The organism is Flavobacteriales bacterium (assembly GCA_020635855.1).
Taxonomy (GTDB): Bacteria; Bacteroidota; Bacteroidia; order JACJYZ01; family JACJYZ01; genus JACJYZ01.
The window spans coordinates 701,309-726,191 of sequence record JACJYZ010000003.1 but is presented as its reverse complement, the minus strand read 5'-3'; the positions used below and the strand labels follow the sequence as shown (position 1 = coordinate 726,191).

Sequence of the window (24,883 nt, the reverse complement as noted above, 5' to 3'; positions counted from 1 at the left end):
ACGATTACCAGCCGCCACCGCCGCCACCGCTGTTGTTGGTGGAGCCACATTCCGACCTTTCGCCTTGTTCCTGAATTTCCAGCTGGGAAATGTACAGGTCATACAAAGAATCTTGCTCCCACTGGTAATGGGATTTGATGGCATTCTTGTTTTGCTTGAAGCAATTGATCAGTGCTGCCAGGAAATTTGCTGTTTCGCAGTAAGTGGTCGGGTGGGCCGAACCCAGCTGATGGAACATTTCATGAATCAGGGTTGCCGCCAGGTTCACCAGGTTACCCACGTCGCCCGGATTGGCCGGATCAAACTGGTTCGGTGATAGGTCTTCCCGTATGTAGATATTGTCTTTGTTCTCCGTATAGGCCGGTGCGCTGGGATCGGCGCTCTGTACCTTTTGTGTGTCAAAATGCAGCTTGCCGTTCTGGATGTTGGAATTGAGCTTGTTGGACAATTCATTCAGCCGGGGAATATTGGGGCACGTGGTTTTGGCCAGGTCCAGCATCTCTTTTACCTTGTTGATGTTGGCAGCCTGTGCGGGAGTAAGTGGCATAAGGTTACGGTTTATGGTTGAATACTCTGTTTATGCAATATGCCGCCGGGTCATAAAACCCGAACGTTCCATGCAATTCGATCGTGCCGGCTTGTGACCGGAATTCTACTTTTTTAACAAAATTCCCTGCTATGCGGAAAGAGATGTCGTGTTCCGCTAACCTCCATATTCAGCAATGTATGAAAAAGCCGTGCGCAGCACAAGGCCCCTGTACGGATTGCTGATAACTTGTGAATAAAGGCGTTTACAAGCGCAATGCAGCCTACGCAAGTTTGCGTGAACTACTGCTCGAGAATGCCTTTCAGGTTGTCCAATCCCTGAGAAAGATCCTTGCCAAGCGCTCCGTCCATGTCCATACAAAGCATCATTCCGTTCAAAGGCCACGGCATGCTCCCTGTGAACCCCCACACCACGCGTGTTCCTCCGGCATCATCCGCAAATGTCATATATGCATTGCCTTTGGATTCGTAGGGTTCCATGAAACGGAGTTCGTAATCGATCCGCTGACCATCCTGGATGGCAGTGATCTCCTGCTCACCTTTGCCTACGTCTTTGTTGTCGCTTTCCCAACTGGACACACAGCCGACAGTGCCATCCGTGCCTGTGAGTCCCTTTTTCATATTGGGATCTTTTTGTGCCCAAACACTGAAATGATCCTGGTTCTTCAACAGTTTCACATAATCGAAAACCTCCGAACGTGGTTTTTGAATGGTCACTTCACGTTCCACCTTGAAATCCTTGGCGGTGAATGCCGGAATAATGAGCGCCAAAGCAATAACTGCTGCGGCGATGATGCCGATGGTTTTTAAAATCTTCATGGTACAATGACTGGTTTAATTTGTAAAAGGGTGATGGTCGAATGCCCCCTCTTACCTCCGCTTATTCAGAAATCAAATATAGCATTTGAAACGACAAGCGCAATAATTTCATTGACCAAGAAAGGCGAACTGTTGATAAATTAAAAAACCGATAAGATTGGGGATCGGGTATGACGGCTATTTTTCGATTGCTTTCCCGTGCCGGTATTTGACGGTCTTTACCAGGTTGCCTTCATTGTCATATTCGCTCCAGATACCGAACTTTTCATCGTCGCGGTACTCCCCCTCTTCTTTGATTTTGCCGTTGCTGAAATACACAACGGCCTTCCCCTCCTTCTTTCCATTGTGGTAATTGTAGAAATAGGCCACCTGGCCGCTCATCAGGTAATATTTGTATTCTCCTTCCCTGACCCCGTTCGCGTACATGGAAATTTCCTGCACACGTCCGGTGGAGAAGTATTTGATCTGCTTACCATCATACTGGCCATGTCTGAAATGCTCTTCGACTTCCACAATCCCGTGCTCCCCATAAGCCTTACGCGCCCCCTGTAACATGCCGTCCATATAATTGGCTTCGGATTCAATTTCCCCGTGCTCGGTGAAAGTGATCATCAGTCCGTCAAGCAGTCCGTTCTTGTAATTGGTAATCGTGGTTGGAGTTCCTTTATCTGTATACGTCCGCCAGCTTCCGGTTTTCCGATGCTCCTGGTCATAGCAACCGTCTTCCAGCACATGGCCGTTCACATGGTAGGTGGTGAAACACCCCGGTCGATCCGGATCTTCCACTTCCTGTGCATGCAATCCAGCGCACATGCACACATACACCAGTATACCTAAAACCTTCTTCATGCTCCTAAAATAGGAAAGCCTTCCATCATTAGGAAGGCTTTCCGTATAAAGCTTACAGGCACAAGACCTGTTACATCTGCACAATGCGTCTGGTGATCAACCTGTTTCCGATCCGGATCAATACCAGATAGGTTCCTGGTTGCGACGCCTGAGACCGTGCATCAAATACTGTTTCGTAGGTACCGGGCACCTGTGTCTCATCAACTAGCACAGCAATTTCACGTCCCAACAGATCGGTAACAGCCAGTCTTACCTGGTCTGTGCTCTGCAACTCATACCTGATCTTTGTGGAACCATTGAATGGATTCGGGTAGATGGCAATGCCTTCCGGATCAGCAGATACCGGGTTCAGTGCGGTAGGCACCACAATCACCGAATCTTCGTCCGTACAACCGTTGCCATCCGTAACTGTCACATAATATGTTCCTGGCGTTACACCGGTAACGGTAGCGGTTGTTGCACCGCCGGGTGACCACAGATAGGTATAGGGTGATGTTCCCCCGGTAGGATTGCTCATCACGTCACCTCCACCCTCACTGCAATTCGCCACCAGTTCTTTCGGTTCTATGATATGTACACTGAGCGCGCCCACACAACCAACGGTATCCGTTACGGTCAGGGCATAGTTTCCATCGGTCAATCCGGTTATATCTTCTGTGGTCTCACCCGTGTTCCATGCATATGTATACGGGGCGGCTCCACCCGATACGGTGGCGTCAATGGCTCCGTCGGAACCGCCATAACACAGCGGAAAACTGTTTGCTGAGCTCACGGAAGGACCACCCATGTCATTCACATTCAGGGGAAGCACATCGTAACATCCTGCAGAATCACTAACGGTAACGGAATAGGCTCCGGCAGTGATACCGGACAAATTGGCTGTGGTCGCACCATTATTCCACATATAGGAATAAGGAGAGATACCACCGGTCACATTCAGCGTGATACCTCCGTCGGAATTGCCGCAGCTTGCATCAAAAATGGTCGGAGCAACGGTAAGCGCCGGAGCTTCGTTGATATCAACCGGGTAGGTGAAGGTACAACCGTTGGCATCGGTTACGGTGAACGTATAGGTTCCTCCCGCCAGACCGTTTCGGTCCTGTGTGGTGGCGCCGTCATCCCACAGGTAAGTGAAAGGCCCCACACCTGCCAGTACGGTAAGGTCGATGCTGCCATCCATTTCGCCGTTGCAGCTGACATCATCCGTGCTTCCGGTGATATCCATGTCCATGATGTCCACATCGGTGCTGATTGTGTCGGTAGCACCACATCCATTGGTAGCGATCACCGTAATGGTATACGTACCGGAGGAACCATAGGCATGTACCTGGGTACCGCCGCCGGCTGGTACTGTATTTCCATCACCAAAATCCCAGTCGTACGTGCTGGCGCCGATCGCAAGAACCTGGAACGGTTCACAGGAAAAATGAGTTGGGCCATGTGTGGGTGCCGTTACAAAAACTTCAGCTTTAACGGGCAGTCCATTGCCAATATGTACTTGCACCATGCCGGTATCGCTGTTGCCGCAACCGTTAACCACAACAAGATTGGCAGTGTACGTTCCCGTATCAGCATATGCGTGTTGAATGATGGTAACGTATTGAGGGCCTCCGTCACCGCCTCCGTCATTCACCGGAATAACCATTGTTGCAACGCCCGAATCGCCATCCCCGAAATACCATATGTTCTGTGCGTAGTCACCGGCAAAATACAGCACAACCGAATCGCCCGGACAGTATTGCCCGTTGGGATCGGGTTGGCCATAACAGGATCCACCACACGACTCGAGGTCAGGCACCGCATTGGTATTGATGTCGGCTACGGTTGAAACAGTCGTATCATTTCCGCATCCGTTCATGACCTTGACCATCACATTGTATTGGCCGGTATCAGGGAACGAGTGCTGCACACTGGCAATGTTCGTGGTGTCTTTGGTGCCGTCACCGAAGTCCCACATATAAGCACTGTAGTTCACGTTGTTTGAACTCACCACATATCCCATGATCTTATCACCCGGGCATCCGGCTTGGAAGACGGCGCCCAGATAGTCGAAAGGCACGTTGGGAGCTACCTTAATGGTATCCTGACTTGTATTCTGTTTGTTACATCCATTGGTAAGGGTCAGCGTCACGACATAATTCCCCGGGGCGGGAAACTTATGATAGGGTTGCGGCTGGGTAACATGCGCTGATCCGTCGCCAAAATCCCAATCGTAGTCAAACCCGTCGCTGTAGTTATCCGGACTGAACCTGACCTGGTCTCCCGGACACACAGAATCAACATCAACACGGAAGCTGGCGTTCGGAAGCGCATTCGTATCAAGGGTTACCACAACCGAATCGGTATCAGCTCCGCACGAGCTGTGAAAGATCACATATGCCGTGTATGTGCCGGTATCACCGTATACATGGCGTGGACTTTCTTCCGAGGAAGTATTTCCATCACCCAGGTCCCATTCGAAGCTGGTACCTCCGGCTCCTTCGGGCCAGAACTGAACTTCATCATAGGGGCAGGCAGGATTGGGATTCACGTAAACCTGACGCAAGCCCTTGACCTCAATATTCATCTCCTTCATACCTACAACCTGGAATGAAAGATCAAATGCGATCAGTCGAACAGTATAGTTCCCCGGTTGGGTAAACAGGTGATTGGTATCCGTTCCGAAGTAATTGCTGCCATCATCAAATTCCCAGTTGTAAAATACTCCCGCTGTGCTGGTATTGGTAAAAGTCACATTCAGGCTGTCGCAGCCCGTGGTGACATCAGCAGTAAAGTTGACCTGCTGGGCGTTGGCGCCCAGGAATAAAAATGACAAAAGCCATGCAAATAACATGGCCCGCGCGCGTAAAACGTGTTTCATCTGTGTGTGGGTTTTGGGGTGTGAGGATCATAAAAAGACACATCGAATGGGGCTTTTTACGATTGCTTTCCAGGGAAGGTTTCAGTTTGAGTTTCTTCTATGCAACTACCTATTGCGAGGAAAAAAATCAGGCTTGTTTTCGCTCCGGCAACAAAGAAAATAACAGCAGGTAAACAATGGTGATGAGGGCATTCACCACCAGCAATTCATAACCGATCTGGTATGAGCCGAACCATTCCACGGCTTTACTCTTCAACCAGAAACCGGTCAACGGAGCCGCAATACAAGCCGCAACCACCGTCCAGTTATTGCGCAATTTCGCTTTTGAGAGTACACCCAGCGCAAACAAACCGAGCAATGGTCCATACGTATAGCCGGCCGCAGTAAACAATGCATCGATCACCGATCGATCGTTCATGGCACCAAATACCAGGATCACCAACACCAGCATCACTGACATACCGATATGTGCCCGTTTGCGCACTTTCACCTGACGGGCGGTATCCATTTTCTCGGTATCAAGAAAATCCACACACACGGATGTGGTCAGCGCAGCCAGGGCCGAATCTGCGCTGGAGTATGCCGCAGCAATCAGACCCAGTATAAAGAAGATGGCAGCGGCGGGGCCGAGGTAATCGATTGCCAGGATGGGAAACAACAAATCCGTTTTATCGGGAACAGGGATGTTCGCAACGGCAGCATATTCATACAGCAACACCCCCAGAACAAGAAACAGGGCATTTACTACCACCAGAATCATGGAGAATACCATCATGTTCTTCTGTGCATCGCGGATATTCCGGCAACTCAGGTTCTTCTGCATCATGTCCTGATCAAGTCCGGTCATGGCAATGGCGATAAATGCTCCTCCCAGGAATTGTTTCACAAAAAACTTCCCGTCCATCGGATCGTCCAGGAACAGCCAGCGGGTATATTTGCTGGCCGACAGCAACTGCCCTACCGAGTCTCCGTGCTGATGAAACATATCGGACACGACGTATACGCTGATCCCCACTGAAATCAGCATGAACAGCGTTTGGATCACGTCAGTATACACAATGGTTTTAATGCCTCCCCTGTGCGTGTACACCCAAATCAGGGCAACGGTAACCATTACCGTTACCGGGAATGGAATGTGGATACTTGTGATGCGGGTGAAGATGACTTCATGCAATACAAGCGCCACCAGGAACAAACGAAAAGATGCACCTATCAAACGGGAGATAAGAAAGAACAAAGCTCCGGTTTTATAAGCCCAGAAGCCGAACCGTTGTTGCAGGTATGTGTAGATGGAGACCAGGTTAAGGCGGTAATAGATGGGCATAAGAACGAATGCGATCACGGCATAACCCACCAGGTAACCCAACACCACCTGCATATAGGAGAATTGGGATGTACCCACCCAACCCGGCACGGAAATGAAGGTAACACCGGAGAGCGAAGCGCCTATCATTCCGAACGCAACCAGGAACCACGGTGACCTGCGGTTTCCGACAAAAAAAGCCTGGTTTCCCTCATCTTTTCCTGTCACGCGTGCGATCAGCACCAGCATACAGAAATACAACACAACGGCAACCAGCAATACGTAGGATGTCATCTGGAAACGCGCAGGTTGGTCAACTTTGCGGTCTGAAGCGTCGCCGGAATGTCGTAGTACTGTCCCTCCTGGGCCAGCCTGGTATTCGGAAAAATGGCAGCGGCTTCCTCGAGTAAAGGCGTGAGGTCTTTGTAACGGGCGGAAAAATGCCCCACCACCAGCGCAGACACGCCTGCTTTCCGGGCGATGGTTGCAGCTTGTGCGGCGGTTGAATGAAATGTTTCTCTGGCACGTTCCTCATGTTCGCTCAGAAACGTGGCTTCATGATACAGCAGATCGGCATTGCGGATGTCATCCAGCAACAATTCCTGGTATGCGGTATCCGAGCAATAGGCAAACGTGCGGGGTGGCGGCGATGGGATCACCAGGTCGCGATTGGGAATGATGCGTCCGCTATCGTCCGTGAAATCATCTCCTTCCTTGATACCGGGAATCGCTTGAATGGGGATGTCGTATGCCTCAATGGCTTCCTTCCGGATATTGGCAGGCAGGGGCTTTTCCTTGAAAAGAAATCCGGTGCAGGGAATACGGTGATATAACTTGATGGAGGAAACGGTCACCTTCTCATCTTCATAGATAACAATTCCGGATTCGGGCTGTACGGGAACTATATTAAGCTCAAAGCTCATATGACCGTCCATATACTTCAACTGCATGTCCATGATCTCCTTCAGGGCTTCAGGTCCGTAGATGGTCAGTGGCGTATTACGTCCCAGCAACGACATGGTGGAAACCAGTCCGGGCAGGCCCAGGTAATGATCTCCGTGAAGGTGACTGATGAAGATGGCCTGGATCTTCTGAATCCGGATCTTGTGACGGCGGAGTTGAATTTGTGTACCTTCTCCGCAATCGATCAAAAAAAGACGCTCATGCACGGTCAGTACATGAGCGGACGGATAACGATTGGATGTAGGCAGGGCGGAACTGCTTCCCAGTACGGTTAAGCCAAAGGGCTTCATTTGTTTGACAGCACCATTCTGCGCGTCAATGCCTTGTCGCCGCTTGTCAATTTGTACACGTAAATGCCCGGTTTCAGGGTCTTCGCATTGAAGTCAATGTTGTTGATACCGGAATGGCCTCTGTAGTGGTTGGTGTATACCATTTTGCCGATCATATCGAATACTTCAAAACGAACATCGGCCGCAGCGGGTAAGCTGTAGTAGATCTCGGTGCGATCAACCACGGGGTTGGGATAATTTTGTCCAACCGAGAAACGCGTCTGATCCAGGTCTTCAATACCAGCGGGATCACCGATTTTCAGGATGATGCTGTCCCAGGTCAAGGGGATGTTCTGAACTGTGCTGAAGAACGTGATGTATGCATTGTACGAAATTCGGATGGTATCTTCCCACGATGCCGTGGTGGTGCCAGACACGGGAATGCATCCGCTCTCCCCACCTTTCAGGATGGACTTGCTCGGCGAGCCGGCTGATATACCAGACGGAAAGTTTGTAACGGAATTGATTTGAATGGAATCAACCGGAATGTCGGCTCCGCTGTATTTAACAGAGGTAGGCACATTGATGGTGATGGCAGAAGAGTAAGCAACATTAATGAGCCCGTCAGGCATCTTATAGCTGTCATCGGGTGCACGAAATCCCGGGGAGGTTGCGGTAGAGCTCGGGGTACACTGTGCGGAGGCATCCAGGGATGCAACCAACAGGGCAATGACCATGAAGTGGGAGCGTAAAGTTCTTTGCATATGATGGTGCAATTGGTTAAACCTTGGCTTATTCGTCGGTATCGTTTACATCTTTTTCGACCTCTTCCATGAAGATGAAGTCAACTGCTTCATCCACGGTGGGTACGATGTTCAACACCCCATCCAGTTGGGAGATGTTGATCAACTTCATGACGGGGTCCTGCAATCCGGCCAACACAAGGCATCCGCCGGCATTCTTGCACAACCGGTTGGCAACCAGGATGGCACTCAGACCGGACGAGTCGCAGTAACGGGTGCAACTCATTTCCATGATGAGGTTTTTAACGCCTTCGCTGTTGGAGACCACCAATTGCGATTTCAATCCGGGAGCAACGGCGCTGTTCAGCTTCTCAGCATTGACCCTGATAACGGCATATTTATCTTTAACTTCTACTGCAAAATCCATAAATAACGGGAATTATGTATAGCTAACGATTATAGCAAAGATATAAATTTAGTTCATTCCCTCCGTCAAATCAAAATATTACAATCAATTTTCAGGCCTTTCTGCCAACAAATACAAGACGGCCATTCGGATGGCCACACCATTCTCTACCTGTTCCAGGATAATGGACTGTTTGGAGTCGGCGACATCGCTGGTGATTTCCACCCCCCTGTTGATGGGGCCGGGATGCATCACGGTAATTTCCTTTTTCAGCGAATCCAGCAACTCCCGGTTCAGTCCGTACAGCATGGCATATTCCCGGAGGGAAGGGAAGTACCTGATGTCCTGTCTTTCAAGCTGGATACGAAGCACCATGGCCACATCGCACCATTCCAGTGCCTTTTTCAAATTGGTTTCAACCTTCACCCCCAGGGATTCAACATGACGTGGCATCAAGGTGGACGGGCCACAGAGGCATACTTCCGCCCCCAGGGTTTTCAAACAAAAGATATTGGAGAGAGCCACCCTTGAATGGAGGATATCTCCCACAATCAGGATCTTCTTTCCTTCCACTCGCCCCAGGTTTCTTTTGATGGAAAAGGCATCAAGCAGGGCCTGCGTCGGGTGTTCATGCGCACCATCGCCGGCATTCACAATCCGTGCTTTCACGTGTTTGGAAAGGAAATGGGCGGCACCCGGACTGGGATGTCTCATCACAACCATATCCACTTTCATGGCCAGGATGTTGTTCACCGTATCAATCAGGGTCTCCCCTTTTTTCACGGACGAAGAAGATGCGGAAAAATTCACGACATCAGCTGAAAGTCGCTTTTCAGCCAGTTCGAATGAAAGTCTGGTTCGGGTGGAATTTTCGAAAAAGATGTTGGCAATGGTCACATCCCTGAGGGAGGGTACCTTTTTAATGGGACGATTGATGACTTCCCTAAAATGCTCAGCGGTCTGAAAGATCAACTCGATATCCTCCTTTTTGAGATACTTGATACCGAGCAGGTGATCAACGCTAAGGCTTGTTTGCATAGGAGGATGGGGTTATCAGTGAGACCTTATCTTCTTTATCATTCTCTTTCCAATACACTTCTACCCTTTCGGATGTCACCGCATCCACAGTCCTTCCAACATAGTCGGGTTGTATAGGCAAATGCCGTGAATACCGGCGGTCGATCAATACCATCAGTTCGACGCTCCGGGGTCGACCGAACGACAGCAACGCATCCAGTCCGGCCCTGATGGTGCGTCCGGTAAACAGCACATCATCCAGCAAAACCACCTTTTTGTTCTCAACGGTGAAATCAATCTGGGTGGAACTGGCTACAAGCGGACTTTGCCGGCGTCGGAAATCGTCCCTGAAAAACGTCACATCCAGGCTACCTATCCGGAGGTTTTTGACCCCATGTTCCTTTTCCAGCAACCCGGCGATCCGTCTGGCCAGGAAAACACCTCCCTGTTGTAAACCGATCATGGCGGAATCCTCAAACTTGTCGTGATTTTCGACCAGTTCATAACATAGCCGGCGAAGCGTAAGCTCGAAACACTGGCTGTTTATAATGGTTTTAGCAGGCATGGGTCAGCGAAACAAAGATAGCAATTGCACTGTTGGAATCGCAGGGGCAAAAAAAATCCCGATTTTCATCGGGATTTTTTTGACTTCTATTCTTCTTCATCTTCGGAATCTTCATCCTCTTTGATCTTTCCGGATGCCTTCGCCGTCTCGTTCTCTTCCATTTCACTTTTCAGATTGGAGAGGACGTCGAGGTCACCCAATGTGGTCTTCTCGAGGTTTTCCTTGATGGACTTAACAGCTTTCTTGGTTGCTTTCGCCTTGGATTTTGCCGAATTCTCATCGCTGCCGCGTTCTCTGCTGTCTGCACGATCGTCATCACCTGTCACCTGGAAGGTTTTGGTGTGAGACACGATGATTTTCTTGCTTTCCTTATTGAACTCAAGCACCTTGAAGTCGAGGCTTTCGTCTACCTGAGCCTGAGAACCGTCTGCCTTGGTCATATGCTTGGTAGGCAGGAATGCTTCCACTCCGTACTTCAAGCCAACGATGGCACCCTTGTCCACCTTCTTCAGAATGGTTCCACTGTGAATGGAATCAACCGTAAATACGGTTTCGAAAGTTTCCCATGGGTTTTCTTCCAGCTGCTTGTGGCCGAGGCTCAAGCGGCGGTTTTCGGTATCCAGACCCAGCACAACCACTTCCATTTCATCACCCACCTTGGTGAATTCGGAAGGATGCTTGATCTTCTTGGACCATGACAGGTCGGAAATATGTACCAGCCCGTCGATGCCTTCTTCGAGTTCCACAAATACACCGAAGTTGGTGAAGTTGCGAACCTTTCCTTTGTGCTTGGAACCTTCCGGGTATTTGGATTCGATATTCGCCCATGGGTCCGGCATCAATTGACGCATACCCAGAGACATTTTACGCTCTTCGCGGTCGAGGGTCAACACAACTGCCTCCACTTCTTGTCCTACCTTGAGGAAATCCTGTGCACTGCGGAGGTGTTGAGACCATGACATTTCGCTCACGTGAATCAGACCTTCCACTCCGGGTTGTACTTCGATGAACGCACCGTAGTCGGCGATTACCACCACTTTGCCTTTCACCTTGTCGCCCACCTTCAGGTTGGCATCGAGGGCATCCCATGGATGCGAAGTGAGTTGTTTCAACCCGAGGGCGATCCGCTTCTTCTCTTCGTCGAAATCCAGGATCACCACATTCAGTTTCTGATCCAGGCTTACGATTTCTTCGGGGTGGCTTACGCGGCCCCATGACAGGTCGGTGATATGGATCAATCCGTCTACGCCGCCCAGGTCGATGAACACGCCATAAGAGGTAATGTTCTTGACCACGCCTTCGAGTACCTGACCTTTTTCCAGTTTGGAGATGATCTCCTGTTTCTGTTGCTGAAGTTCGGCTTCGATCAGCGCCTTGTGGGATACCACCACGTTCTTGAACTCCTGGTTGATCTTTACAACCTTGAATTCCATGGTTTTTCCAACATACACATCGTAGTCACGGATGGGTTTCACGTCAATCTGAGAACCGGGAAGGAATGCTTCGATACCGAATACATCCACGATCATACCGCCTTTGGTGCGGCACTTCACGTATCCTTTGATGACTTCACCCTTGTCGTATGCTTCGTTCACACGATCCCATGATTTCAGGGCACGTGCCTTTCTGTGTGACAACACCAGCTGTCCGTTCTTGTCTTCCTGGCTTTCCACATATACCTCAACGGTATCTCCAACCTTCAGCTCAGGGTTGTAACGGAATTCACCAACGGATACGATTCCTTCCGACTTAAAGCCGATATTGATCACGATATCCTTGCTGGTAACATCCACCACTTTTCCTTCGATGACATCGTGGTCATTGATGGATACCAGGGTTTTGTCGTAAAGTTCTTCCAGTGATTTGCGCTCCTCCGCGGAGTAGGCGTCTCCGTCGTCATCTGTATTGTCCCAATCAAATGCTACGGGAACGGGAGTTTCTTTGGGGGCCGCCGCCTTCTTTTCTTTCTTTTCTGCCACTTCAACCTCTGCGGTTGCTTTTTCTACTTCGGCGGTTTCCTTTTCTACTTTTTCTTCGTTTGTCATTTCATGCGGGCGCACCAGGCGCCAGTTAAAAGGTTAGACATTCCGTGAGTTGTACTCAAAATGCCCGCAAAGGTATGAAGGCCAGGATTAAATACCTAAAGAAATATCAGGATTTTTATGCAGTGGGAGCAGGCGCCAAGGACTCGATGCATGCAGCTACCTTTTCCATCAACCACATTGGGGTGGACGTGGCTCCACAGATGCCAACACTCTTTACACCTTCGAACCACTCAGGAGCAATTTCCTCCTCCCCGGAAACGAAGTAGGTTCGGGGGTTCACTGATTTGCAAACGTCATGGAGAATCTTACCGTTCGAGCTTTTCTTGCCACTGACAAATACCACCACCTCATGTTTGGAGGCAAAATGTTTCAGCTGAGGTTCCCGGTTGGCCACCTGCCTGCATATGGTGTCATTGGCTACAAAACCCACTTCATGATCATTGCCGGCCTCACGCAGGCGTTGCTCGATCAGTCGTTTCATTTTGTAAAAACCTTCGGTGCTTTTGGTGGTTTGAGAGTAGAGGTATACCGGTCTTGAATAATCCACCCGGTCCAGGTCTTCTTCAGTGGTAACTATGATCGCTTTCCCTCCCGTCTGTCCCACGAGTCCGTTCACCTCCGCATGACCTTCCTTCCCGTATATGATGATTTGCCCGTTATCGGCAACCGATTCTTCATAGCCGTTGCGTACCCTGTGCTGAAGCTTCAATACCACCGGACAGGAAGCATCGATCAATTCAATGTTGTTTCGGATGGCTGTTTCATATGTGCTTGGGGGCTCGCCATGCGCACGAATCAGTACTTTGCAATCTTTCAGGTTTGCAAGGTCATTGTGGTCGATAATCTTCAGTCCTTTTGCAGCCAGACGCTCCACTTCCCGGTTGTTGTGCACGATGTCTCCCAGGCAGTACAACGCACCGGATTTATTCAATTCATCTTCTGCCATTTCAATGGCATATACCACACCGAAGCAGAATCCGGAGCTCGGATCAATGGTCACGTGAATAGACGAAGAGTCGCTCATGGTTTACAAAGATACAGGTTTTTGCTCCCTCCGTATGGAAACATCCGGGAAAGTTGTCAGGCATTATGCGCCGGCACCACGCGCCCACGACAACGCCAGAAGGAACTGCTCTTCACGGTTCATGTGGGTATTGTCCAGCACATGCGCATCCTCTGGTTGTCTGAGGGGATTTACTTTGCGTTCGCTATCGATCCGGTCGCGTTCACGAATATTTTCCAGTACCGACTCAATGGTCGTATCCGGTTCCCGCTTTTTGATTTCCAGGAACCTGCGCCGGGCCCTTTCCTCCACCGATGCGGTCATGAATATTTTTACTTCAGCATCGGGGAATACCACCGTACCTATATCCCTTCCATCCATCACAATTCCTTTATCTTTACCCATCTCACGTTGCAATTTCACCAATTTCTCACGCAAAGGCACACAGGTACTGACCTGACTTACAAAGCGCGATACCTCCATGGTGCGGATACGGTCGGTCACATCGCGGTCTCCCAGCATGACGTGCTGTACCACTGTGCCTTCTTCTTTTTTAAACCAGACGTTGAGTTCAGATAGGTGCGCCAACAGTTCATCTTCCCTCCAGACACCCTCACCCAGCCATCCGTGCTCTATACAGAACAAGGTGGCTGCGCGGTACATGGCGCCCGTATCCACATACACATATCCCAATTCACGGGCCAGTTCCTTTGCCAAGGTACTCTTTCCGCAAGAGGAGTGACCATCAATGGCAATGGTAATTGCGCTCAATTCTCTTCTTTTTTAATGAAATCGGAAATGCGGGTAGATACACTGAAGTGATTGGAAGCACCGGCCAGATGATAGGTTGCCCGGCCATAGTTCAGTTGAAATTTGGAAATCTTCAAACCGAAGCCCCATGAAAAGCCGACAGTACCCGCCCTGCTATCCACCTTTAATTCCTGCCTTCTCCGGTAATTGTACCCGAACCGGATATGAAAATTTTGAGAGGGTGACAACTCCCCGCCAAGCACCACATGACGCATGATTTTATCACCAATCATCTTCCTGGGTTCAATGGATTCACCGGTCAACGGATCGACGAGCAACGTGGGGTTGTTGCTATTTTCATAGTTCAGATCCAGCTTTTGCAACTGGGTGAAGTGCACGATATACCTGAACGGCAGATGTTCCAGCTTTTGGGAAATGGCTATTTGTACCTCATACGGCAGTTTTTCCCGCGTCTGATCCACATATGGATTAACCTGCACACCTACATTGCGCAACAGCAATGCCGCTGCAAATCTTCCCTGTGGCTTGCGATACGTTACGGCCAGATCGGCAGCCACACCTGATGATGTATAGCCTGCCAGCGATGAATAAATAAAGCGGGCATTGACGCCGGCAGTAAAATTGCTATCGATTGCACGCGCCGTTCCCAATTGAAATGCCATATCAGAAGCCCGGAACGAACCAACCACATCTCCCTGCTCGTTGGTTTCCTGAAACGATCCGTAATCCACATATCGCATACCGGCCGACAAGGTTCCCCATCCAGGAAGATGGTGCGCATAGGCACAACTTCCGAAGTTGATGTCAGAAAAATAATTGACATAATCGAACACCAGGCGTTTCTCCATGTCCGCATGCAACAGGGAAGGGTTATCAATCGCGAGACTCAAATCGTCGTCGTTGGTAACCGCAGAAAAATATCCACCGACTGCACCGATACGTGCCGAGGTGACAAGGTTCAGAAAGTCGAATGCTTGCGAACCGCCGATCTGAGCACTTCCTGTGAAAGGCAAAAACAACAGGACCGGTACCAGTACATGTCGCAACAAAGACGGGATAAATGAATTCCTTCGCAAGGGTGCACAGCTTTTATTACCACAAGGGCATCAACAAATAAACGAAATGTTCGGAAAACGAACGCTACGTTTTGATTTGTTATTGCCGGGCCTTGACTAAGGGCTTTCTCCGGGCAAGCTTTTTAGCAGGCACCAATGCCAGCGAAAGCACTTCATCCATTCTTTTCACGTAATGAAACTTGAGACCTTTCAGATAGTCAGCCTTGATCTCTGCCACATCTTTGCGGTTTTCTTCAGGAAGAATGATCTCCTTCATATTGGCACGTCTGGCGGCGAGAATCTTTTCCTTGATTCCCCCGACAGGCAACACCCAACCCCTAAGGGTGATCTCTCCGGTCATGGCAAGACGTGGCTTCACATGCCTACCTGTATATGCAGATGCCAGCGCCGACAGCATGGTTACTCCGGCGGAGGGACCGTCTTTGGGTGTAGCCCCCTCAGGCACGTGTATGTGGGTATGTTCCTCATCAAACCGACCGGCTTCTATCTGCAAATCTTTTGCATGCGACTTCAGATATTCCATGGCAATGGTGGCAGACTCTTTCATGACGTCGCCCAGGTTTCCGGTAAGAGACAATCCTCCCTTCCCTTTGCTGAGTGCCGTTTCAATAAACAGAATATCTCCCCCCACTGCAGTCCATGCAAGACCGATTGCCACACCTGGCACACCCGGATCCGCATACCTGTCACGCAGGAAATGAGGCGGCCCGAGGATGGTTTCCACCCCTTCCTTTGTGACCGACGGCTTGAACTTCTTGTTCATTCCGATCAACCGGGCATGATGGCGGATCACCTTGGCAATTTTCTGCTCCAGGCTTCGCACGCCTGACTCACGGGTATATCCTTCCACGATGAAACCCAACACTCCGGGCGTGAATTTGAGTTGGCCCTTTGCCAGTCCGTGTTCTTTCAATTGCTTGGGAACAAGATGACGCTTTGCAATCTCCACTTTTTCTTCCAGGGTATAACCTGACAATTCGATGACTTCCATCCGGTCAAGCAGCGCAGGCTGTAAGGTAGCCAGGGTATTTGCAGTTGCAACGAAGAGTACTTTGGACAGGTCGTAGTTCTGCTCGAGGTAGTTGTCGTAGAATTCAGTGTTTTGTTCCGGATCCAATACTTCCAGCAATGCGGATGAAGGGTCACCGTGAAAATCTTTTCCCACCTTATCAATCTCATCCAGTACGAAAACCGGATTGGAGGTTTTCGCTTTTTTGAGGTTCTGAATGATGCGACCCGGCATGGCCCCGATGTAGGTTTTACGATGTCCGCGAATCTCGGCCTCATCCCTTAATCCGCCCAACGAAATGCGCACATAGTTGCGACCGAGAGCTTTGGCAATGGATTTACCGAGGGATGTTTTTCCCACCCCCGGAGGCCCGACGAAGCAAAGGATCGGCGACTTCATATCCTGTTTCAGTTTCAGCACGGCAAGGTGTTCCAGTATACGGTCCTTGGCCTTTTCCATACCGAAATGATCTTTGTTCAACTGCTTTTCAGCACGCTCCAAATCGAAGTTGTCTTTGGTGTATTCACCCCATGGCAGCTCCAGCATCACATCCAGGTAGTTGGCTTGTACGCTGTATTCCGCGGAAGCCGGATTCATGCGTTGCAGCTTTTCCAGTTCCTTATCAAATGTTTCGCGCACCTCTTTCGACCATTTCTTGCGCTCGGCCTTTTCCATCATTTCGTTGATCTCGGCTTCCATCGGGTTGCCACCGAGTTCTTCCTGGATGGTCTTCATCTGCTGGTGCAGGAAATATTCCCTTTGTTGCTGGTCGATATCGGTTTTCACCTTCGACTGAATCTGGTTTTTCAATTCCAGCAACTGCAGTTCTTTGCTCAGGTGTTTCAGCAACATTTCCGCGCGGGTTTTCAGATCGGCCACTTCCAGCATTTTCTGCTTGTCGGCCACTTCCGCGTTCATATTTGATGAAACGAAATTGATCAGGAAAGAAGGACTTTCAATGTTCCGGATGGCGAATGCCGCATCGGACGGAATGTTGGGGGATTGGCGGATGATCATGGTGGCCATGTCCTTGAGCGATGCCACCATCGCATCGAATTCTTTGTCGCCCACAATTTTCCTGGTTTCCCCGAATGGTTTGATGTTGGCCTTGAGGTAAGGGTCAGCCTGCACCACGTCCACGATGCTGAACCGCTTCTTGCCCTGAATGATGGCGGTGGTATTGCCGTCGGGCATCCGCAGCATCTTCACGATGTAGGCCACCGTACCCACCTGGTTCAATTCAGACGCACCTGGGTCTTCAATCGCCATGTCTTTCTGCGCCACCACACCGATGGTTTTATCTCCTTGATAGGCATCTCTGATGAGGCGAATGGATTTATCGCGACTGACGGTGATCGGGATCACCACCCCGGGAAAAAGTACGGTATTTCTTAGAGGAAGAATGGGCAGCACGCCCGGTGCTTTTTCCTCATCCCACTTCTCTTCTTCTTCCGTTGTCATCAGAGGGATGAACTCGGTGTCTTCATCTATGATTTCCGAGAGTTCCCACTGGTTATTCAAAAAAGGATCTTTCATTTTCAGTCAATTTGTCAGCATTCCTTAGCTTTCAGGGGCATTCAACCAACCAAAAGCTTTCCGGCATTCTACCTGCCGCGGCACACCTAAGTGTTCACGACCGATTTTCATTCGTGGTGAGTCAAGCATTGTGCCAAAAGGGAATCGCTGCCATGTTATCAGCCCAGCTCATACAGATGGTGAAAAATCGCGCGGTCGGCTTCGGTTAAGCGGACTTTTCGTCGCTCCATGACACGCTCTGCCACAACCATCGCTTTATCCAGGTCATATTTTTCAAAACCGGATGCACCTCCCCAGGAAAAAGACGGGATGTGCTTGGGAGGGAAATCCCCTCCGAAGATATTGGCATTCACACCCACCACCGTGCCCGTGTTCAACATGGTATTGATGCCTGTCTTGCTGTGATCGCCCATGATCAGGCCGCAGAACTGGAGTCCCGTATCGGTGAAGTCATTCAATACATAACTCCACACTTTCACCATGCTATAGTTATTTTTCAGGTTGGATGAATTGGTATCGGCTCCGAGGTTGCACCACTCACCGATTACACTGTTACCCACAAACCCGTCGTGCCCTTTGTTGGAAAATCCGAATATCACCACGTTGGTCAGTTCCCCGCCAACTTTTGAATGAGGTCCGATGGTTGTGGGACCATATATCTTCGCACCCATTTTAACTTCTGCGTGCGCACATACCGCAACAGGCCCCCGGAGGCATGCCCCTTCCATGACTTTGGCTCCCTCACCTATGTATATAGGTCCACCTTCACTGTTGAGGATTGCACCTTTGACTTCCGCACCAGGCGCGATGTGCAATGCGTCTCCATATTGGATATTGCCATACCCGGCGGTTGATTTTTCAGGCTGAAGGAGCTCCCAATCAAGCTGAATCGCCTGGCCGTTCATTTGAAACACATCCCACGGTTTCCTGATCATTGCCGGAAGGATGGAAGCTTGAACCCTTGGGGCATCGGTTTGTATGCGATTCTGCCAGCCTGTACCTGCGGAATGCATGGCAACAAGCAGGTCGCCGGCCACAAGTTGTTCCCCCGGTTTGAGTTGCTTTACCTCCGACACCAGAACAGGATCGGGAAGTACGGCTCCGTTCACATAAAGCACGCCTGCCTGGTCGGATACCTCCTGGAACTTTTGTTGAAGGTAAGGCTGCGTGTGTGTTCCGGAAATCATTCCCAGGTAACGTTCCCATTTTTCCCGGATGGTGAGAATGCCCACGCGAATATCGGCCACGGGCCTTGTGAACACGAGCGGCAACAGGTGATCACGGTTGGTATCATCAAAAAGAATTAGGCTCATACCTGACAATTTGCGGGGAAATTATAGAAAATGTGCGGACGGCGGGTAACGGCGGAACATAAAAAAAAGCCACCCGCATGGGGTGGCTTTATATATTCAGTGAACATCATCTCAGGATGCGCTCTCTTCGCCTCCCTCTGCTTTGGGAGTTTCAGGAGCTTCAGCAGCCGGAGCTTCTTCAGCGGAAGCTTCGGGTTTCGCTTCGGCAGCGGCAGCGGCTTCGGCGGCTTTGGCAGCTTCAGCTTCTGCAGCGGCGGCAGCTTCGGCTTCACGCTTGGCTTTGGCTTCAGCAGCTTTGGCAGCCTTATCAGCCTTCGCCTTTTCCTTGCGGGCTTTGGCTTCAGCACGTTGAGCTTTATCAGCCTCTTCTGCTTCCAGAGCCACTTTCTTCGCTTCTTCTTTTTCCTTCTCTATCAGCTCCAGCTTTTCTTTGCGGTCATGGTAACGATTGCGGAAGCGATCCACGCGACCAGCGGTATCCACGAGCTTCATCTTACCGGTGTAAAACGGGTGGGATGTATGTGAGATGTCGAGCTTTACAAGCGGGTACTCCTGTCCGTCTTCCCAAACAATGGTTTCCTTGGAAGCGGCGGTAGACTTGGTAATGAACGCGTAGTCATTGGAGATATCCTTAAAGACGACGAACCTGTAGTTTTCGGGGTGAATTCCTTTCTTCATAACAACTTTTTCAGGAAAATGAGGCGCAAAGATAGCAAAATATCGTATTTCCAACAACCTTTTTATTCACCAGTCGAATCCGGTTATAGCGCATCCAGAAAAGTAATGAGCGCATCTCTTTCCTCCGCATTCAATTTTCTCACGAATTCTCTGGATTGGAGCGCTTCTCCGCCATGCCAAAGGATGGCCTCCATCAGGTTGCGTGCACGGCCGTCGTGCAGGAAATAGGTATGTCCGTTGGCCACTTTGGTGAGCCCGATGCCCCACAAGGGAGGTGTCCTCCATTCCGATCCTGAAGCTTCGTAGGCCGGTCTGCCGTCGGCCAGGTCAGGCCCCATGTCATGAAGAAGCATGTCGGTATACGGATGGATCAATTGATTCGAAGTTTCCGGGAAAGCCACATCCACTTTTGTGGTCACCGATGCTATGTGGCACCCGTTGCAGCCGGCTTGCTGAAAAACAGCTTGTCCTTTCAACACCGTAGCATCAGTCACTTTTCTGCGGGCAGGAACAGCCAACGATTGCACATAAAACACCACGGCATTGAATATGCTGTCGGGAACTTCCGGGTCATCCGTCAGCAGATCATGCTGGGACTGTCCCACACTGCTCTCGGCAGCCATAAGGTAGCTTGTCAACCCCATGTCTTCGTTGTAAGCGCCCGCCACCTGTTGGGCCAACGTAGGCGCCTCGGCCTTCCATCCGAACTTCCCGATTACAGTAGCGTTCTTTGCCACATCCCAAACCAGGTTGGGTTTCCCTGAAATACCATCGCCATCCCTGTCATCCGGGTCCGCGAATGCATACAGGGTGGCATCATCAATCTGTTCAAGCAACCCCAGTCCGAACACCGGCGGCGCTACCCTCGCCGAGTACATCCAACCCGACGGCAATGGCAAATAAGCATTGTTAAAACTCCATTGGGGTTTTCTGAGCGCAATGGAATCGCCATCATCAAAGAACACCACTTCTGCCACCCAGCTCACTGAAACCGTGGCTTCCGCTTGTTTACCGAAGACGGCTTTATCCTGGAGTTGCCCACCAAACCCGGGAGCACCCAGAGGTCCTCCATGCGGACCGGTTCCGGACACACTGACCCGAAAGAGCATGCTTGTCATTGCTTCCTGGGATGCAATGGGCTTTCCCCTGCCATCGTTGATGTGACAATTGAAACAGGCATTGCTGTTGTAAATAGGGCCCAATCCTCCGAATTTCGGTGCGGGTGAAGCCACGAAAGAAGCTTCGAAATGCGCATCACCCAATTCATGCAGAGCCAGACGCGCTTCCGACATATCGGGAAAAGGCTGAGAAAAAGCCCCGGTACCTTCCACAAACACCGTTTGCTTGCCGCCGGACAATCGCGGATCGGCATCCTCTTCATTCCAATTGATCGGCTTGCGACAAGCAGGCACAAATATCATGACGGCAGTAACCGCCAGAATCACAAATACAGCAGACAGCTTCTTCATGATCAATTCAAAACAGATTGCTGCACGAAGGGCATCAGGTCATCTTCCAGCACGGTCCGAAGGGCATTGATCTGATCAATCACGTGTTGCACCTGGGTAGGTTGTGATGAAATGGCATCTCCGAACGGCACTGTAATGCCATCAAATGCATCGATGGCTGCATCCAGGCGCGCCATGACCTTGTTATGGAGGGCCAGGTTGTTTTTCTCGAGCAGGCTGTGGATGCCGTACCCGTCTTCCGAATACATGCCCAGGTACACATTCTTCACACCCTGTATGTTGTTGCGGAAATCCGTCAAAGAATTGCCGCTGAAAGGTGATTCTTCCAATGAAGGATCCTGCATGGCAAAGGGTTCTTCGATCTTTCCATTGGCCACCTCATCACAAATCCCGATCATTCCTCCGATGAATTCTTCAAAAACTGCGCGGCGGGTTGCATACACACCACCTTGTTCACCCGCATGGATCACCTCCCAGGAATAATTTCCGCTTACAGAGGGATCCCACATCATGCGGAGTTGTGTCACTTTCAGGTGCAGATCGGCGGAAAGCGCAATAAGATATTCACGTTCACGGGATGTAAATGCCGAAGGCACTTTGCTTCCATCAGCACCCCACAACAGGTATTCGGCGGGGTGGTATCCTTTGAGTTCATCGCCCAGTGAATTCAAATAAGCCTGCGTGAAGGCATTTCCGGTTTGCAACAGGGAGTCGAGTGACGGGTAATCTACGGGCCATGTATCGGTGGATGGGTCGATGTTCTCGGTAGACACCGGCCCGAACAGGAAGGCTTCACTTTGCTCCCACGCGGCCCTTGCATCTTTCCAACCTTTGCGGGCGGCATCCAGATCTGCATCCGATCCTGATGCGTCGAATGACTGGCAAGCAGCGTAAAACACAGCCATGTTGTTCTCCAGGTCCTGATAATTCTGATAAGCCACCTTGTCACTGAAATCATTCAGGATCATCTCCTGCAACTGTTCATCGGACATCTCATCATCACCTGTTGGGTCTTCTTTTTTACATGCTGTAACCAACAATGCGGCACTCACACAAAAGGAGAATAAGTTCAGGTATTTCATCGCTTTAGGATTTCACTTGTATATATAGGTTGTTTTGCTCCTGATATACCGGAAAGGTCTTTAATGGCGCAATGGCCGGCCCATTGGTTACCTCTCCTTCCAGGCCGAAAGTGCTACCGTGGAGGGTACACACCAATCCTTTCGGGTTTGCCGACAACCTGTTATCGGCATGGGTACATTTCATTTCAAGCGCCCGATAGGATCCGTCAGCCTTGCGCACCACAAGCAGGTCGTATTCAAGCTGAGGGGCCCTGACAATCCTGGTATGTTCTTCAGCCGGCCATTCACTCAGAGGTACACATATCTTTCCCTCCTCCACAACGGCCTTACATACCGGGATCGCCGCACATCCTTGCAGGAGTGAAACTACGGCGCTGCCCGCCATCAATCCAACGCATGCGCAACCGGTATTCCTTATGAACGTTTTCCTGTCCATCAGAAACTGTAGGCAACCCCCAGCTGAATGTGGTTGTTCTCCGGAAGATACGCCGGTGCATTGGGGTTGTTGTTAATGTGCAGGAAAGGATTGGGGGCACCTGTGGTTGAGTGCACCCAATCGGCTTTAACAGACACGCCCGGTGCGGGAATATAGGTCACTCCAGCTACCAGGTAATGACTGTGATAAAGTTCATCTTTGATTCCATTGTAAGGTGTATCAGCCATCAGATCCATGCTTTCATAGCGTGCAAAGAGGAGACACTTTTTGCCTTTGTCTTTCCAGGCGGAGTTGTTTTCAGTCAGGTTGTATGCCAGCTCTGCGTAATAGCCGGTAGTTCGTGTGGCGGCATTGGTTGCAAAAGCCCTGTTCAGTGCATCGGCATCCGGCACATTCACGAAAACGCCCAAAGCTTTCACCGACCAACCTTTGTATTGAAACTGCGCATTGGCTTCCGACACCCACACAGGCGTACCAAAAGCGCCTGCATCAAGTCCGAGACTGTCGGCGGCACGTTCAGACATACCCACTGTTCCACCATAATACGTGGATGCCTGAAGGCGAAGTCCACCCAGGTAGTACAGCACAGCACCGGTCAATGCGATATTTGATGCGGTTGCTTCCCTTCCTTCAAAGCGGGCCTCCCGGATGCCGCTACCGCCGGCAATGCCTTCGGCGTTGAGTCCGTTCAACACTCCGGCGCTGTAGTGCAAACCAGGAATGGCGGGCAATGTTCCGTAGTACACCACGCCCAGTTCACGCCAGGTAGATGGGATCACCCATCGCTCAACAAAAGGACGATCATTTCCATTGAATGTCGTTGGCAAATGATTTTCATTCATGATGCCTATCCGGGGAAGGATCAGTCCGGCCATCAGGTAATTACCCCCTTTGCCCACATCAAACTTCAGCAGACATTGTTCCATGGCGATCTCTCCACCATCCGCGTCCACCTTGGTATCTTCTACTTCCAACTCAGAGAAGAAGGTGATGCGGTTCTTAAACTTATACCCCACGAACAACACATTGCGCGTGAGGTTGGCCTCTGCTGTTTTCATGTTGGCATCATAGCTCACCTTGGCTTCACCGTATCCGGCAATGATGACATTTCGTGCAGAGGGAGACAATCCGGCATTCAGCGAATCCTCCCGGGTCAGTACCTGGGCCTGACCGGACCGGGACAGCAAGATCAAACCTGCGGCAACTATCCATTTATTCATAGCGGTTCTTTTATTTGCGGCAAAGATCGCGACTCACCTCTCCTCCACCGTACCGGATTGGGGGTAACGCGCTCCCTATAAGTAGGTATTTTGTTCCGTTTTGGTTTGCCGGGTATTATGACAGGAAACCATCTGCCATGCTGATCCCTTACTACATTTGCATCGCTCTGTTGACCTCCTGTGCGCAAGCCGAAACCGCCATACCTGGCACCAACATCCATCCCACCGACACGATTGCCTCACCCGATTCGATATCCATGGGGATATTTCGCACACCCGGGAGTTCCTATACCGCCGCTCGCTCAAGGGTAAGCGGCATCCGGTTTCTGTGGGCAGAAGCATACCGGAAATCAACCAACAAAGACAGCGTACTTCAGGCTGCCGGCCGAGCACTTGAAAACGCCCTAGTGAAGGATATTTTCCCCTATTGGTATGGCACTCCGTGGGATTTTGAAGGCCATACCGACACACCCGACACCGGCTTCATCGCTTGCGGTTATTTTGTATCCACCACCCTGAAACATGCAGGCATAAACCTGAACCGTTATAAGCTGGCACGAAAGAGTGCGCTCACAGGATGCAGAATTCTCAGCATCACCGGGGATATCATCCGTCTCCGCAACAAGTCACCGCAACAAGTGGCAGATTACATGCGTGAAAACCTGAATGACGGATTGTATTCTGTAGGGTTGGACTACCACGTAGGATTTGTTCTTCTGCGCGACGGTTATGTCGTTTTCATCCATTCAAGTTTCCTGAACCGGTCCGGTGTAATGGCAACAAACGCGGTCACCGATCCCGCATTCGTTAGCACGAACCATATCCTGGTACCGATCAGCACATCGGCGCCGTTGGTAAAAAAGTGGCTGACCGGTGAAGCCATTGACATCCTTCCGGACCGCTAA

General features: G+C 50.5%; 21 protein-coding genes and 1 pseudogene. 1 reads left to right on the top strand and 21 read right to left on the bottom strand.

Annotated elements, in window-relative coordinates; all coding sequences use genetic code 11:
* Positions 1-4: 4 nt before the first annotated feature.
* The 21 genes and pseudogenes from H6585_11455 to H6585_11355 form a co-directional block, all read right to left on the bottom strand.
* Positions 5-547: a hypothetical protein gene (locus H6585_11455; GenBank protein MCB9448950.1), complete on the bottom strand. Its 543-nt coding sequence runs from the start codon at positions 545-547 to the stop codon at positions 5-7.
* A 281-nt stretch (positions 548-828) separates the two neighbouring features.
* Entirely contained in the window at positions 829-1,365 is a 537-nt protein-coding gene (locus tag H6585_11450) for an SRPBCC family protein (GenBank protein MCB9448949.1), read from the bottom strand.
* A gap of 177 nt (positions 1,366-1,542) precedes the next feature.
* Positions 1,543-2,214: a toxin-antitoxin system YwqK family antitoxin gene (locus H6585_11445; GenBank protein MCB9448948.1), complete on the bottom strand. Its 672-nt coding sequence runs from the start codon at positions 2,212-2,214 to the stop codon at positions 1,543-1,545.
* A 70-nt stretch (positions 2,215-2,284) separates the two neighbouring features.
* Positions 2,285-5,074: a PKD domain-containing protein gene (locus H6585_11440; GenBank protein ID MCB9448947.1), complete on the bottom strand. Its 2,790-nt coding sequence runs from the start codon at positions 5,072-5,074 to the stop codon at positions 2,285-2,287.
* A 127-nt stretch (positions 5,075-5,201) separates the two neighbouring features.
* Positions 5,202-6,671 carry a sodium:solute symporter gene (locus H6585_11435; protein MCB9448946.1) on the bottom strand — a complete coding sequence of 490 codons (1,470 nt, stop codon included), beginning with the start codon at positions 6,669-6,671 and terminating at the stop codon, positions 5,202-5,204.
* The gene (locus tag H6585_11430; GenBank protein ID MCB9448945.1) at positions 6,668-7,630 is read right to left on the bottom strand and encodes a ribonuclease Z; all 963 of its coding nucleotides are present in this window, start codon (positions 7,628-7,630) and stop codon (positions 6,668-6,670) included. Before H6585_11430 ends, H6585_11435 begins: the two co-directional genes overlap by 4 nt.
* A complete protein-coding gene (locus H6585_11425) occupies positions 7,627-8,373 on the bottom strand; it encodes a T9SS type A sorting domain-containing protein (GenBank protein ID MCB9448944.1) in 747 nt (248 codons plus the stop codon). The genes H6585_11430 and H6585_11425 overlap by 4 nt, the downstream gene beginning before the upstream one ends.
* A gap of 28 nt (positions 8,374-8,401) precedes the next feature.
* Positions 8,402-8,779 carry an STAS domain-containing protein gene (locus tag H6585_11420; protein ID MCB9448943.1) on the bottom strand — a complete coding sequence of 126 codons (378 nt, stop codon included), beginning with the start codon at positions 8,777-8,779 and terminating at the stop codon, positions 8,402-8,404.
* Positions 8,780-8,863: 84 nt separating this feature from the next.
* Positions 8,864-9,796 carry an aspartate carbamoyltransferase catalytic subunit gene (locus tag H6585_11415; GenBank protein MCB9448942.1) on the bottom strand — a complete coding sequence of 311 codons (933 nt, stop codon included), beginning with the start codon at positions 9,794-9,796 and terminating at the stop codon, positions 8,864-8,866.
* On the bottom strand, positions 9,780-10,340 hold the full coding sequence (gene pyrR / locus H6585_11410) for a bifunctional pyr operon transcriptional regulator/uracil phosphoribosyltransferase PyrR (protein ID MCB9448941.1): 561 nt from the start codon (positions 10,338-10,340) through the stop codon (positions 9,780-9,782). Before pyrR ends, H6585_11415 begins: the two co-directional genes overlap by 17 nt.
* A gap of 86 nt (positions 10,341-10,426) precedes the next feature.
* On the bottom strand, positions 10,427-12,385 hold the full coding sequence (gene rpsA / locus H6585_11405) for a 30S ribosomal protein S1 (GenBank protein MCB9448940.1): 1,959 nt from the start codon (positions 12,383-12,385) through the stop codon (positions 10,427-10,429).
* A gap of 115 nt (positions 12,386-12,500) precedes the next feature.
* Positions 12,501-13,391, bottom strand: a complete 891-nt coding sequence (locus tag H6585_11400) for a 4-hydroxy-3-methylbut-2-enyl diphosphate reductase (GenBank protein MCB9448939.1) — start codon at positions 13,389-13,391, stop codon at positions 12,501-12,503.
* Between the two features lie 81 nt (positions 13,392-13,472).
* Entirely contained in the window at positions 13,473-14,159 is a 687-nt protein-coding gene (locus H6585_11395) for a (d)CMP kinase (protein ID MCB9448938.1), read from the bottom strand.
* Complete coding sequence (gene porQ / locus H6585_11390; GenBank protein ID MCB9448937.1) at positions 14,156-15,235, bottom strand: type IX secretion system protein PorQ; 1,080 nt, start codon at positions 15,233-15,235, stop codon at positions 14,156-14,158. Before porQ ends, H6585_11395 begins: the two co-directional genes overlap by 4 nt.
* A gap of 79 nt (positions 15,236-15,314) precedes the next feature.
* Positions 15,315-17,705 (bottom strand): endopeptidase La, encoded by a 2,391-nt coding sequence (gene lon / locus H6585_11385; GenBank protein ID MCB9448936.1) that lies wholly within the window; start codon positions 17,703-17,705, stop codon positions 15,315-15,317.
* Between the two features lie 233 nt (positions 17,706-17,938).
* Positions 17,939-19,093, bottom strand: coding sequence for a GlmU family protein (locus H6585_11380; GenBank protein MCB9448935.1), 1,155 nt, complete (start codon positions 19,091-19,093; stop codon positions 17,939-17,941).
* A gap of 423 nt (positions 19,094-19,516) precedes the next feature.
* Positions 19,517-19,771 (bottom strand): annotated as a pseudogene (locus H6585_11375) (type B 50S ribosomal protein L31).
* An 83-nt stretch (positions 19,772-19,854) separates the two neighbouring features.
* The gene (locus H6585_11370; GenBank protein MCB9448934.1) at positions 19,855-21,240 is read right to left on the bottom strand and encodes a c-type cytochrome; all 1,386 of its coding nucleotides are present in this window, start codon (positions 21,238-21,240) and stop codon (positions 19,855-19,857) included.
* 2 nt (positions 21,241-21,242) lie between these two features.
* On the bottom strand, positions 21,243-22,322 hold the full coding sequence (locus H6585_11365) for a hypothetical protein (GenBank protein MCB9448933.1): 1,080 nt from the start codon (positions 22,320-22,322) through the stop codon (positions 21,243-21,245).
* Positions 22,323-22,326: 4 nt separating this feature from the next.
* A complete protein-coding gene (locus tag H6585_11360) occupies positions 22,327-22,758 on the bottom strand; it encodes a Rieske 2Fe-2S domain-containing protein (GenBank protein MCB9448932.1) in 432 nt (143 codons plus the stop codon).
* Complete coding sequence (locus H6585_11355; GenBank protein MCB9448931.1) at positions 22,758-23,978, bottom strand: hypothetical protein; 1,221 nt, start codon at positions 23,976-23,978, stop codon at positions 22,758-22,760. Before H6585_11355 ends, H6585_11360 begins: the two co-directional genes overlap by 1 nt.
* Positions 23,979-24,115: 137 nt before the next feature.
* Here H6585_11355 and H6585_11350 point away from each other — a divergent pair, with 137 nt between their 5' ends.
* Positions 24,116-24,883, top strand: a complete 768-nt coding sequence (locus H6585_11350) for a hypothetical protein (GenBank protein ID MCB9448930.1) — start codon at positions 24,116-24,118, stop codon at positions 24,881-24,883.

Coding starts and splice junctions, on each gene's coding strand:
- H6585_11455 (MCB9448950.1), bottom strand. CDS start 547: ATGCCACTTACTCCCGCACAGGCTGCCAACATCAACAAGGTAAAAGAG.
- H6585_11450 (MCB9448949.1), bottom strand. CDS start 1,365: ATGAAGATTTTAAAAACCATCGGCATCATCGCCGCAGCAGTTATTGCT.
- H6585_11445 (MCB9448948.1), bottom strand. CDS start 2,214: ATGAAGAAGGTTTTAGGTATACTGGTGTATGTGTGCATGTGCGCTGGA.
- H6585_11440 (MCB9448947.1), bottom strand. CDS start 5,074: ATGAAACACGTTTTACGCGCGCGGGCCATGTTATTTGCATGGCTTTTG.
- H6585_11435 (MCB9448946.1), bottom strand. CDS start 6,671: ATGACATCCTACGTATTGCTGGTTGCCGTTGTGTTGTATTTCTGTATG.
- H6585_11430 (MCB9448945.1), bottom strand. CDS start 7,630: ATGAAGCCCTTTGGCTTAACCGTACTGGGAAGCAGTTCCGCCCTGCCT.
- H6585_11425 (MCB9448944.1), bottom strand. CDS start 8,373: ATGCAAAGAACTTTACGCTCCCACTTCATGGTCATTGCCCTGTTGGTT.
- H6585_11420 (MCB9448943.1), bottom strand. CDS start 8,779: ATGGATTTTGCAGTAGAAGTTAAAGATAAATATGCCGTTATCAGGGTC.
- H6585_11415 (MCB9448942.1), bottom strand. CDS start 9,796: ATGCAAACAAGCCTTAGCGTTGATCACCTGCTCGGTATCAAGTATCTC.
- pyrR (MCB9448941.1), bottom strand. CDS start 10,340: ATGCCTGCTAAAACCATTATAAACAGCCAGTGTTTCGAGCTTACGCTT.
- rpsA (MCB9448940.1), bottom strand. CDS start 12,385: ATGACAAACGAAGAAAAAGTAGAAAAGGAAACCGCCGAAGTAGAAAAA.
- lon (MCB9448936.1), bottom strand. CDS start 17,705: ATGACAACGGAAGAAGAAGAGAAGTGGGATGAGGAAAAAGCACCGGGC.
- H6585_11380 (MCB9448935.1), bottom strand. CDS start 19,093: ATGAGCCTAATTCTTTTTGATGATACCAACCGTGATCACCTGTTGCCG.
- H6585_11370 (MCB9448934.1), bottom strand. CDS start 21,240: ATGAAGAAGCTGTCTGCTGTATTTGTGATTCTGGCGGTTACTGCCGTC.
- H6585_11365 (MCB9448933.1), bottom strand. CDS start 22,322: ATGAAATACCTGAACTTATTCTCCTTTTGTGTGAGTGCCGCATTGTTG.
- H6585_11360 (MCB9448932.1), bottom strand. CDS start 22,758: ATGGACAGGAAAACGTTCATAAGGAATACCGGTTGCGCATGCGTTGGA.
- H6585_11355 (MCB9448931.1), bottom strand. CDS start 23,978: ATGAATAAATGGATAGTTGCCGCAGGTTTGATCTTGCTGTCCCGGTCC.
- H6585_11350 (MCB9448930.1), top strand. CDS start 24,116: ATGCTGATCCCTTACTACATTTGCATCGCTCTGTTGACCTCCTGTGCG.